Source organism: Providencia sp. PROV223 (assembly GCF_028479245.1).
Classification (GTDB): Bacteria; Pseudomonadota; Gammaproteobacteria; order Enterobacterales; family Enterobacteriaceae; genus Providencia; species Providencia rettgeri.
Genome location: NZ_JAMPNG010000005.1, coordinates 128,788 through 141,044 on the forward strand (window position 1 = coordinate 128,788; position 12,257 = coordinate 141,044).

14 protein-coding genes are annotated in these 12,257 nt (G+C 43.9%); 1 reads left to right on the plus strand and 13 read right to left on the minus strand.

What is annotated here, in order from left to right:
* The 13 genes from PR767_RS08230 to PR767_RS08290 all read right to left on the minus strand — a co-directional run bounded on the left by PR767_RS08230 (position 1) and on the right by PR767_RS08290 (position 11,117).
* Positions 1–576: a hypothetical protein gene (locus PR767_RS08230; RefSeq protein WP_272520126.1), complete on the minus strand. Its 576-nt coding sequence runs from the start codon at positions 574–576 to the stop codon at positions 1–3.
* Positions 576–1,070 (minus strand): hypothetical protein, encoded by a 495-nt coding sequence (locus tag PR767_RS08235; protein WP_272520127.1) that lies wholly within the window; start codon positions 1,068–1,070, stop codon positions 576–578. The genes PR767_RS08230 and PR767_RS08235 overlap by 1 nt, the downstream gene beginning before the upstream one ends.
* The gene (locus PR767_RS08240) at positions 1,054–3,510 is read right to left on the minus strand and encodes a hypothetical protein (protein WP_272520128.1); all 2,457 of its coding nucleotides are present in this window, start codon (positions 3,508–3,510) and stop codon (positions 1,054–1,056) included. The genes PR767_RS08235 and PR767_RS08240 overlap by 17 nt, the downstream gene beginning before the upstream one ends.
* Positions 3,510–4,115 carry a hypothetical protein gene (locus tag PR767_RS08245; protein WP_272520129.1) on the minus strand — a complete coding sequence of 202 codons (606 nt, stop codon included), beginning with the start codon at positions 4,113–4,115 and terminating at the stop codon, positions 3,510–3,512. Before PR767_RS08245 ends, PR767_RS08240 begins: the two co-directional genes overlap by 1 nt.
* A gap of 51 nt (positions 4,116–4,166) precedes the next feature.
* A complete protein-coding gene (locus tag PR767_RS08250) occupies positions 4,167–4,508 on the minus strand; it encodes a hypothetical protein (RefSeq protein WP_272520130.1) in 342 nt (113 codons plus the stop codon).
* A gap of 8 nt (positions 4,509–4,516) precedes the next feature.
* Complete coding sequence (locus tag PR767_RS08255; protein WP_272520178.1) at positions 4,517–4,948, minus strand: Bbp16 family capsid cement protein; 432 nt, start codon at positions 4,946–4,948, stop codon at positions 4,517–4,519.
* A 64-nt stretch (positions 4,949–5,012) separates the two neighbouring features.
* Positions 5,013–6,002, minus strand: a complete 990-nt coding sequence (locus PR767_RS08260; RefSeq protein ID WP_109912478.1) for a major capsid protein — start codon at positions 6,000–6,002, stop codon at positions 5,013–5,015.
* A gap of 16 nt (positions 6,003–6,018) precedes the next feature.
* On the minus strand, positions 6,019–6,690 hold the full coding sequence (locus PR767_RS08265; protein ID WP_272520131.1) for a peptidase: 672 nt from the start codon (positions 6,688–6,690) through the stop codon (positions 6,019–6,021).
* Positions 6,687–7,010, minus strand: coding sequence for a Bbp19 family protein (locus PR767_RS08270; RefSeq protein ID WP_272520132.1), 324 nt, complete (start codon positions 7,008–7,010; stop codon positions 6,687–6,689). Before PR767_RS08270 ends, PR767_RS08265 begins: the two co-directional genes overlap by 4 nt.
* On the minus strand, positions 7,007–8,659 hold the full coding sequence (locus PR767_RS08275; RefSeq protein ID WP_272520133.1) for a portal protein: 1,653 nt from the start codon (positions 8,657–8,659) through the stop codon (positions 7,007–7,009). The genes PR767_RS08270 and PR767_RS08275 overlap by 4 nt, the downstream gene beginning before the upstream one ends.
* A 15-nt stretch (positions 8,660–8,674) precedes the next feature.
* Complete coding sequence (locus tag PR767_RS08280) at positions 8,675–8,890, minus strand: hypothetical protein (RefSeq protein WP_272520134.1); 216 nt, start codon at positions 8,888–8,890, stop codon at positions 8,675–8,677.
* A gap of 188 nt (positions 8,891–9,078) precedes the next feature.
* On the minus strand, positions 9,079–10,560 hold the full coding sequence (locus PR767_RS08285; protein ID WP_272520135.1) for a terminase: 1,482 nt from the start codon (positions 10,558–10,560) through the stop codon (positions 9,079–9,081).
* On the minus strand, positions 10,557–11,117 hold the full coding sequence (locus tag PR767_RS08290) for a terminase small subunit (protein ID WP_442959801.1): 561 nt from the start codon (positions 11,115–11,117) through the stop codon (positions 10,557–10,559). The genes PR767_RS08285 and PR767_RS08290 overlap by 4 nt, the downstream gene beginning before the upstream one ends.
* Positions 11,118–11,263: 146 nt before the next feature.
* On the opposite strand from PR767_RS08290, the gene PR767_RS08295 reads away from it, so the two are divergent.
* On the plus strand, positions 11,264–12,250 hold the full coding sequence (locus PR767_RS08295) for a GTP pyrophosphokinase (protein ID WP_272520137.1): 987 nt from the start codon (positions 11,264–11,266) through the stop codon (positions 12,248–12,250).
* The last annotated feature ends 7 nt before the right edge of the window (positions 12,251–12,257 follow it).

The following is a 12,257-nucleotide window of genomic DNA, read 5'->3' on the forward strand; positions in this document are numbered from 1 at the left end:
TTAAAATACAAAACGGTTAGTACCGCTTTTCTTAGCAATATCAAACATATTGTTACTTGAACTACCACCAGCCGCCGCGCCAGATGTACCAGAGAACGGATCCCATGTACCACCAGACAATTGATATGCGCCGTATGCTTTGATTGGTGCAGTTAATAGCGTTGTGGCTGCGCCAAAGTTACCCTCACGGCGTGCCATTTTCCCCTGCAGTCTGTCATTAGCTGCTTGCATGCGTAGGCCGTACGCTTCACGACTTGCATTATTAACCAGTGTTAAAGCGTCTAATTCACCCATTGCCGCAGTATCGCCGAACATATCAAGGGCACCTGCTGAACTTAAATCAAGTCCACTCGCTGACATTGCCGCAGCCTGTGATCCTGCTAATTGCCGAGTACGTGAGCGCTGTTTCTCCGCTTCGGCATTGCCACGATTAATTGAATCATTCGCTGCTTGCTCGTTCTGGCGTGCATTTTGGTTGGCTACATCAGCGTTAAACTTTCCAGATTGATATTGGCTATAAGCTTGCATACCTGATGAAGCGAGTATTGCAGCTCCTGCATAGATAGGATCACACATTATTTCGCCCTCGCATTCATTGTGAATTTATGAAACGGATAGTTAAGCGCCCCAATGGGCTGCGCATATTCTAATTTGAACCCTAACCAATGCAGCCACGCTTTAGCAATGTGATTGCGCTCATCAACGTAATTAAGCAGTTCCGGATAGATTTGTAGCATTAGGCCAACGAACGGCTTACAGCGGCGTAGAAAGGCTTTCTGGTGCTTCTCTAAAATATCTGAGCCAACTAACCAAGGAATGCCAACGCCGCCGATGATGGACGCTGGCGACACACCAAAAATAGCAGCCACCTCGCCATTGAAAATAGCAGCCCATGATTTTGTAGATAGGTTAATGCCTGAGGCTAAAACCTCCTCAGGCGTTGATAGGTTCAATGCATAGAATTCATCAATATCAGCTTGCCTAACATGCGGTACCAATGCCTGCGCATGCTCTAATGTTGCTGGTACGATTTGAACAATACTCTTTGCCATATTAGAAGCCCCCCACATCTAAGCGCGGTATTGCAGCGAGGATTGATAAAGGTAATGGATCTGACTGCCTGACATACACACGGCCGTTTTTGCTCCACTGTGCATCAAGATTAATTTCTACTACGCCAGTGGCATCATCAACCGGATTATCGTAGAACTCGAATTCACGTTGAGCATATTCATATAACCGGTCTTTTTCGGTACCGGCCCATATACCACGACTTGAATTAACAATAAGGCTTGCCACCTTAACCAGTTTCTTTTTGTCGAGTAGCGTTTCTTGCCCGTTGATATGAATATCTAAGGTTTCCATATCGCTAACGTACGGTAAGCCAATGTGAACCACTACGGCTGGCTCTTCTAATGATACAGCGCCACCAGATACCTTTTGCTGAGGCAATACATTTGCATCAGCTAGAATGCTGGTGGTTTTACCTTCGATATGCTGTAGCCCTTCAAAACGGAAACGCGCAAAGCCCCATTCGCTTAACGGCTTATCCTGTAGTAATTCAGGCACATCACGATTAGGCGTTACACGTACCGCATGAGTATTAATAAACTCAGTAATTTCACAACGTAACGTTTTGTTTTCTTCATCTTCAAAATAAGGCAAGTGAATGGCGTTACCGATATCACTATCTTTAAAAATGGCATTGCTGGCGGTTAAGGTAATATCACCCTCGTACGTCCAGTTATCGACTGTGGTTAGGTGTACGGTGCTAGCTTCATCTTTATTTCTGCCGTCATAGCTTAGGCCTGAATCAACAAAGAAAGCGTCCTCGGTCTTAGTAAATAGACGACTGCTTAAGCGCTCTATATAACGCACAGTACTGCCACCAACTTTGCGGCATACAATGAAGTAAACCGCATCTTCATTACCTTCACTGACGCTGCAGGTTGATTCAAATTGCCCGTCAGTCTCTTGTGGTGCCCAAGCAAATACTTGCTGCTCTCTGAGGTACGTCAATGAAAGCAATTTACCATCGTCACGAATACACCAGGCTATTGAGTAAGGAACGATAGAAAACGACCAATCAATAATCTGGTGGCGCTGAAAGAGGTGATTAGCCATGATAGTTAAATCGGTGCCTTGGTACCCGTCAACGTCGAATGAATACGCGAGGTCACGCACAGCGCTACCTTTTTCTTGGATGTACAACGCGATATTGGCAACGGCAATAGGTGGAACGTCACTACAGCCATTGGCACCTTGCGAGGAAAAAGAGAAACTGCTTGGCGTTAATACTTTGTTCTGATCCCCAGTGATTTGATACTCACCACCAGACGTTAAGGCCACCAGCGAGCCCACATCAATTAAGTGACGAATTTCATTAACTTGGCGTCCTGCATAGGTGTAGATGATACGGTCATCATCTTGTATCGGGTTATTCTTGCCAAAGTCTTTATAGTCCCCACTACGACTAGCCCAAATCGTTTGGGGATAAGCACGAGAGCCAGCAAAAAATAATCGCTGCTGATAATACATAACGGTGCTTGGGTAGCCGTCTACATCATTCCAAACAGAACGTGCCCACTTGTATGTAGCGTTTTCTTCACCTACAGCATTTGATGGCATGTATGAAACAACTTTACCCGTTGCCGTTAAGCCGTCGGTACTGACTGAATTGATTTTAACGATACCGAAACCGCTGTGAAGGTACTCCCACTGGATCCCAGCATCACCGCCCCAACCATCCCAGCTCATACCCTCTGTGTGTGACGGCCTTAACGTGCCACTTTTACCTGCAGTATTAGCGCGGTAGTAATTAGCACCAGCACGGCGTTGATCATTAATGTTAGTCGTCTTGTCTGTTTCCCATACTGGCACAGCATCAATCGCTTGCTGTTCAATATAAATTTGCTTACCGACTAATTCAGCACCAAAGATATTATGCGTTGCAGTCAGTGTTACATCACCTGTACTGGCGCTAACATATAACTTACGCTCTTTATCGGTGTTAATATCTTCGAATGGCCCATTGCGCGTTTCAACGGGTACCAGTTTCCAATCGTCATGATCATAACGCTGTAGTTCCATCGGTGGATAATCAGCATGTACGATGGTCATTACGTCTGCTGACTGTGTGAATTTTAAATTAAATAAGTCAGCTTCTTTGTATGGCGTTGCCAGTTCGAATATTTCGCCTTTGTGCTCACCATCGGCATAAAGCACCTGCCCACCGTCTTTAATCACACGCATGTACTTATCACCCATTTCAAGGGCGTAAGTTTGCACTGTGCTGAACTGGAACGGGATCAGGCGGCATTTTTTGTTAGGGTATTTTGCCGCTGCAATAAACTTGGTGCCTGGTCTATTTTCAATGCCGCCATATTGACGCACAAGAAAGTTTTCACACTTACGTAAAGCGGTAGAGTACTTCGCTAAGTCAATGCGGCCATAAAGGCTAGGCGCTATTTCGCCACCAGAAAAACTCGGTTGAATAATGCTATAGGCCATTACGATAACCTCGCTTCGGTGAATGGATCCATGTAATCGCTAGGCTCTGATGATTCATCAAGAGAGTGAGCGCCAGCGTTAGCAATCGCCATGGTATAAATTTGTAGGGCTTCATTACCCATACCAGAATTTGAAGCCAATGGGCGTGCAAGTTCGCTAGCAAGTTTCCATGCCAGCGCATCTATGAATAATGAATCAAACATATTCACATCGGTGACTGACGCAGTGTATTGAAGCCACGCTTGCGGTTGGTCGCAGTAAATCAGTTTTCCAGTGCCGTCAGCATCAGAACCCACCAGAAAATTAATCGCATTGTGCGGTTGAGGATATTTCTGGCCAGATTGAATAATCGCTATTGCTTTTAAACAGTCGGTTGGATAGCTATAGGCAAACTTCCAGTCTGGCGGCGGGTTATTGGTATCAGCCAAAGCAACGCGCTTACTGGCAAAGTTCCACGGAAAATCAGAGAGCGTAGTATCGCGGCAATGATTAAAATGTAGGTTGCATTGCTCCGCTTCTTTGCTCTTTTCGCTTAGACTGTTAATGAATCGGCTATTACCAATACGACTAAGCGCCAAGTTACAGATTTCGATTTCTGAGGCCATTAGAGTTACTCCAAAAGAAAAAGGGGCTTTCGCCCCCTTTAGCATCGGGGGTTACACCCCAAGTTCTTTACGCTTTTCATCTATCGCAGTGCGCATCTTATCTGCGCCCATGTTGTGATGAGGTGCCTTACCAAATAGCTGTGTGTACTGTTCGCGCAAAGCTTCAAGGCTAGAATCAACCGTATCGCCTGATCCACTGATAACAGTATTGGTTACAACCTCACTACTATCACCACTAGCCCCATCAACCAAAGCGCCAGTATCAGGTTTAGCATCATCACCACCAATCAACTTTAAGTTGCTGCCAGCAATACCGCTGTATTCAACCTCCTCACCAACTTCAAGCAGACGACCAGCGATAAATGATTTTTTCAAAACTTTATATCGTGACATGTCACACCTTAATTAGTTACGGCGTTGTAGATAGGATGAGCATCAGTGTTAAGTACGATACCCGCTGTAAACTTACCTGCAGTTAATGGACCATCTGTGACAACGTAACGCAGACGCAGATACTTAATAACACCATGCGGAACAGTACCGATAATGCGCTTACCTGCGTTCAGGTCTGCAATTGGCATAGCAAATGACTGGAAGATAGCAACAGGCGTTGTAAACGCTTTATCTTTTGATGTTTCCAATACGATTTGTACTTTTGCGTCACCTGCAGCCGTTGCCTGCTCAGTAACCTGTGCAAACAGTTGCAGCGGTTCACCAATACCGATATCACGGAAGTCACCTTTAACTGGCGTTAGGTCAATGATACTGGTCGCAATCGCTGATGCGGTCACTGCCTGGTCGAGAGAAAATAGGGTTTCTTTATCTAAAATCATGTTGCGAACTCCCAACAAAATTAAGTTAGCGGTACCCATTCAGGCACCGCACAATAGGCATGCCTTACTTAGCTACCACCTGATCCTCAGTTGTGAGAATTGCATCGGTACGGCGCACAGGGATTTCATCAAAAGAAACAACCTTCTTCCCTGCAACTTCTTGCATAGAAATATTGACGTTCTTTGAGTTTTTAATCTGGCGGCGCATCCAGCTACGAACTTGCTGATTGCAATAGAAAACAGGTTTACCCATAGACAGATTAGGGATTTTCTCAATCGCCTGAATCAGTAAATCAGGCAAGTCGATAGCGCCTGCAGCTTCTGGATCTTTGGTTAACTTAGACAGGTCAACGTTAGCGATGCGTACTACATAACGCCAATCGCGCACAGTTAATCCATTTTCCCATTTAAAATGAGAACGATAACCTTGATATTTAGCGTTATTTTCATCGACTAGTGTGACTTCGCCCAAGTTCTGCTGTTCAAGACCAGCCTTAGAACCTTTAGGGTAGATGCCATGAACGGTATTCTGTCCCCACACCACTAACCAAATTGAGGTTAAATTACTGCCAGTACCACCAGCATCAATGATGTTTACACCATTCTTAGCATTTAAATCATTGAAGCGTGCTGACAATCCAGTAAAGCGCTGAGCATGTACACTTGTATCACCATAGAAAAGCGTTTCAGCCATTTGCTGGTTCATGGATTCAATGAACGCTTGCGCTTCCGACAATAAGAATTCAGATGTATTGCCGTTTAAATCAGCTAGCTTTTTGTCAACTTCTGAGTAAGTTTCCAGCATGCCTATAGCGTCTGTGACTTGTGCAGTAGTTGATTTACTTGGCGGCACACCATAGTTCAAAATACGCCATGTAGCTTCTGGTAAACCTGTGCGAACAGTTGTACGGTGGCCTGTAGGCAAGTTACCTTCGGCAAACACCATGTCATCAAGAATTTCGTTAGACTGGTTTAGCAGTTCAACGATCTTCGCTTGCTTGCTGTTTGGGTCTTGACGCTTAGCCCAGTCAGCCAATGTTAGAGCTTGAGGCATAATTTTCTCCTATACCTTATTTGCTATCACCAAAAAGAACATCCGCAGCACTGCGAGCGTTTTCACTGCTGCCACTAACAAAACCATCTTCTGACATGGCTTTGCCAATCTTTGAAAAAACACGGACAAGCTCAGGATGATTACCTAAGCCTGTTTCAACTAAATAACTTTTAAGCTCAGGCGAACCGAACTGATCCAATGCCTTTTGCGCGTTACCAATCGATTCATCAGAACCAAGTCCGTCCTTATCTGCTTTGACGGTTTCAGCCCAACCAGTTATCTGCTTCTGCCATTCATCAGCTTGCTGCTTAACCAGTTGCGGCATGATCGTAGAGCCGTACACATCAACAATCTTTTGCGCCTGCTCGTTGCTTAAACCAAGCTCACGGGCGATAGGTTCAAACGCCGCTACCGCTTCTTTATCCAGCTCCTGACCTTCACCAGCCGTAAACTCATACTTTTCAGGTGCGGTGCTTACAGGCTTCTTGTCATCACCTTCCTGCTTAGTACTGGACGTATCATTAGCCTTGTCAGTTTCTGTACCAGTAGTCGTAGTCTGATCACCTGTTGTTGATGTTTCAGTTTTAACCGCTGTAGTTTCTGTGGTTGTCGCAGCTGCACCCTCGCCACCATCAACTGAAACCTCATTACAAAGGCGACGAAACACCAAGCGTTGAAATAAATTCATTGATTGTTCTCCTGTTCTTTGGCTTCTTCTGCCATGACCAAATAGAGATCAGGGCAAACACTCAGTACACTATTAAATAACTCCAACCCTCTATTTCTGGCGCCCTCTTTAAAATAAGTGCTATAGGGATCGGATGAGAAAGACGAATGGAAAACCCCACTCGCAGATAGAATTTTCCAAACAAAACGACGACCATATTCAGTGCTCATTACCTGTTTTAAATCATCGTCTTCACGTTCTTTTCTAAGCTGGTCTTTAAGCTCCAACTCAGCCTTAGCCGCTGCTTTTTCCTCTTCTGTCAGATCGTCAAACTGTGTCATTGACCACCACCAGCAAGCGCAGCTAAGGCGCTGTTATCGTCCATAGGTGTATTGCCAAGCGCCTGAGCACCAGAAATAGCCTCTTGCGCCATTTGCATTTGTTGCATCTGCTGTTGTTGCTCTGCACGTTGCTGGCGAATGGCGGCTACTTGGTCATTGGATGAAACGATAGTTGGTGAAACGCCGATTGATTCAGCGTAGTTATCAATCATTTCGTCAGTGTTCAGCTTGTCTAGTGCTTCTGGCTTCATATTTGCCAGACCACCAACGAAGCCAACAAAACGCTCAATACTGCTAACGCCAACTGATTTCTGCGCCTGTGCCATGACAGAAATGTATTCAACCTTAAGCTGCATACCCTGCATTTCTTCTGGTGGCACGGGTAATAGGTTTTTACGCGCCATGATTGCGAACGTACGATTAATTAACTTGTCGAGTAGTTCAGAATCCAAGCGCTGTAATACAGGCCCTAACATGAGTAGCTTTTCTTCACGCATTTCAATTACTGCCTCGACGGGCATTGAACGTGTATTAACGTTAGCCATCATCATGAAAAGGTCAGAGAAATAAGCTTCTTTGATTTGATTACGAGTATCACCAATATCAGCAATCAAGCCGTTAATGTCGGCTTGCACTTGAAATATCGGTTTAATCATCTGGTCAGCGCCAGCCATTGGTAAGTAAGTTATTCCACCCGGCACAAGAGAAATGCGCTGATTCTTAATTGAGGCAGGTGCTTGCATAGGTGGATTGGTCACTTTATCAATCTGCTGTGCTTTGCGGCGCTGTAATAACTGCAATGCTTTCACGCTACCCAATGCAATCATACCGGGGCACGATGAGCCGTAGACGTCCTCACCGTTCACTTCCCAACGTGGCGCCATAATAGGGAACTCATCAAAGCCAGATTCGCGTAGAACGCGTTCACTATCACCGCCCATTTCAAAGTAAACGGATTTAAATAGCTTGTTCTTAGCGTCCATCTTGCCGCTGATACGATTTAAATTCGGGTATACTGAATGAATAACAGTAATCCACTGGCTATAGTTGCTAGAATCCCATAGGCTTTTAACCTGCTCACTCACATTGTCTAAGCCGAACTCCATAACCAGTTGACGCACTGTCATGCTGAATTCACGGAAACAGGTATCTACGGTTAAGTCAGGACCATTCGCTATGTAATAGCTACCAATAGGAAAAGGTACAGTGCGAATAACTCGCTCGTTATCTTCCAGTACAGCTAGTGCGCTGGTGGCAAAGGTACCAATATCGGAATAAGTTTGGGGTAGTGATTGATAAATGTTTGAGCGGTTGAACACTTCATTCATGCGCTGCTCAACGACTTCAAGCCACATTTTTACAGGGCTATAATTCATCATGTCAGGGTCTGGCGTAGCCAAACGGAACCACTTACGGGCAGGGCTAGTTATCCCTGACATCATGCCACTTGATAAAGTACGCTCTGATTTAGCCGCTTCTTGGTCGATTATTTTCGTGTTACGTCTATCTCCGCGATTTACTTCTAATGTGTTAAAACGAGTGCTACGAGGGCGCGTATACTCTGCAAGCTCTTTCCAGTGAGGCTCAAATGATTGGCGCTCATTCTTAAGCTGTGAGAGTTGTTTTAATAAATCCTGCTTTAAACTCATACCGCCCCCGTTAGGTTACTGACCAAGTAGCGTTTTACCGCTGGTAGATGCTGCATTGGTTGTACCCTGCGCACCTGTTAGCAATGTTGACTTACGACCAGCGGCAGCACGGCGGCGGCGTAGTTCTTCATCACGCGAACCTACTACAGCCTGGTCCTGTTCTTGTGGCGCAGCCTGAACTGGTGGAGGGGTTTTAATCTTAGGAGTGCCAATTAAGCTGTTTACGCACATATAACACCTCGACAAAATAAACAATAATATACTTTATGATTTATTGTATATCTTATTTGACAAATATAAAACCAAGATATACATTTTGGTTATCGGTCGTTAGTCGGATATTCCTTTGCCCGTTATCAAGTGACTTTCCTTTGCTTACATTTGCCCTCGCTGTGAGGGCATTTTTTTTTGCCTGTTATCTAGGCATATGGATCGTAATCAGCATCACTAACAACGTGACTACCATGATTAGATATAGAAATGTTGTGGCGTTCTTTTTTGGTGACTGGGTAAGCAAATGTTAACGCTAGCGCATCACCTTTACCGGGTGAGCGTCCAATGCGTTTTTTAATATCATCCTTTGATTCTAATAGTATTTTACCGCTTAACTCTACCTTGTACTCTGGGGTTGATAAATCTTCGGCTACTTCTTGATCGTCAATAGCCCCACCTATTTTGAGCCATGACTTAACATTATTGTACATCTCACCGCGTTTATTCCGCATTTGCGGGTCAGTCGAAGCACTATTGAATTGCACAAGCTGCCAATTGCGCCCCCAATTCATACCAACAGATTGAATTCCCGTACCGTAACCAAAGTCGATATGAACAGCATCAGCACCGTACTGATCCTCATAGTCGGCAATGCGCTTAGCCATGATCACATCATCAATAGTTTTACTACCGGTCCATAGGCATTTGCTGTGTAACCCTTGGCGCAAATAAATAACCGCATCATCATCACCAGAATATGCTGGGTCAACACCTATGATAATTGGTGCATGTGATACTTCGGCCTGTGTTACTGTGCGCTTCATTGCTGCATCAGTTAAGCCAGTAGGTATGAATTGTTTTTCAGATGTAGATGGGAAAATACCGCGAACACGCACCTTAACAAAGTCATCATCAACACCGTAGTCTTGAATCCATTTATCAATCTGTTCTTTGTTCGTGCCTTCAACCGTACGACTATCAATCTGCTTGGTTTTCCAGCGGTGCTTAAACTTACGGAAACACTCACGGAAACGCCCAGTATTACGTGTCGGGTTACCAAAGGCTATCCAAATGATTTCTGTGTTTTCATCCGTCAATGCACCCTCTGCTACTTCCCACACCAGATCCGCAATGTTAGAAGCTTCATCAAAAATTAGAATGATGCGCTTGCCTTGGTTATGTAACCCTGCGAATGCCTCTGTGTTGTTCTCTGACCACGGCACAGCATCAGCACGCCATGCGTTAGCGTGATTAGGGTCATTTGAATAGATAGCTGTTTTGGTGCAGGTAAACCAGTCCTTGGTGATAGATAGGCGCTGCCACTTCGCAATTTCTGGCCATGTTTTAGTTCGTAGCTGGTTTTCGGTGTTGGCAGTAACAACGACTTTGCAATCTTCGCAGGTGTCCATGCCCCACTTGATAATCATCGATATGAAAGCAGATTTACCGATACCGTGACCTGATGCCCTAGCAAGCTGTAGCGGCTGGTGGCGCGTCTCAGGATTGCGTAGATGTTCGCCTATTTCGTTAAGCGCTTCCGCTTGCCATTGACGAGGCCCATTAGCATTTTCAAGTTCGGTACCAGCTTCACCCCAAGGAAATGCGTATAACGCATAACTTAACGGGTCATGCGTAAACATGCCGATATCGTTAATCAGTTGTTCCTCTGGCGACATGGTTTCAATCATGACTCACCACCAGCGGCGCGCTTACGGGCTGCTGCCAGCCTATCAGCAAGGGAAATAGTCACATCAACCTGATAGCGCTCACGGAATGCATTAACGTCTACGTGCTTACCGACCATTTCAAGCACGCGCAGCTTATCTAACAGTTTGACTTTCTTAACGGTAACCTTTTCATCAATGACGGCTATTTCAAATGCAGAAATGCTTTTGCGCCATACTGCAGGCCAATCTTTTATTGGCTTAATGTCGCCCGTATTAGTGAGTATGTCGGCAATATCAGCATCAAGCATATTAACCAGTCGCTCTAACACACTGTCAGCGTCTAGCTTCTTGCGCTTGTTACGCTGCTGCATGAGCTGTGCGATACGGTCGATAATTCGCTGGTCTTTCATAAGCTGCGATGCACGCTTACATGCACTACCTGCGGCATAGCCTGCCGCTAAAGCTGCATCAGTTTGATTATCAGGGGCTTTGATATATTCCTGACAGAAGCGCTCCATTTGAGCGTTAAGCGGTGTAGGTTTTCTGGCTGGTGGCTTACGTGGTTTCTTTGTGGTCATAATCATCACCTCTACGGTTATTATGACCACAAAAAAGATAAACATCAAACCACAGGATAAACATTAACACATGTAAATATAACTATATTTCAATTAATTTATATATAAATATAATAGTATTTAAAATGAATACTGGAGTTTATTGCATGGGTAGCTTAATAGAAGAATACAAAGAAAATAAACATTTATATCAAAGCTTGCTAATACAAGCGAAGCATTCTATAGAGTCATTATTACGGAATGAAGACATTGAAATATTTTCAATTGAAGCAAGATTAAAGGACGAAAACTCATTCAAAGAAAAACTACAAAGAAAGTCAGACTACAAAACCTTAAGTGATATAGAAGATATTTGTGGACTGAGAGTTATTTGTTATTACGAATCAGACCTACAAAAACTCAGAAAATTAATTAATGAAAACTTTAAGGTCTTATCATCCTCCGACAAAAAAGAGGAATCTGAAGTTGATAAATTTGGGTATTCATCAAGTCACTTCATCGCTATATTTAAAGATAATTGGTTGCAAAATCCCATTTATAACAATCTAGGTGATTTAAAGTTTGAAATACAAATAAGAACCATGTTGATGCATACATGGGCCGCTATCAGTCATCAAACTCTCTATAAAAATGAATCTGATGCACCTAGACATATGAGACGAACATTTAGCCAATTAAGCGCCCTAATAGAGCTTGCCGATGAACAGTTCTCACGTATAAAAAAGATGAAAGACGAGTACACACATGAGAATGAAGTTGAGAGCACCGAGTTCAAAAAGTTAGAATTAAACTCAGATACGTTGGTTCAGTTAATGAACCATTACTTTCCTTGTAGAGAAGTAAGTAATGAATCAATACCAACGCTTTTATATGAGCTAAAAACATACAACTTATTTGTTAGCGATTTTGATAATAGAATACAGAAATGTTTACCGTTTCTTGATGAAATGGAGTCCAAAGTTGCAGCAAGGATTGATAGGCCTCTACCGTTATGGTCAATGGAAGGTATATGTAGGGCCATACTAGACCTGACAAATGAAGATTACTTCTATTCTAGATGGGATGATGAAGACGGTGGTCCAACAATAGATATATATCATGATTACCGTGAAAAAATAAATTATAACACCTAGCTATAAT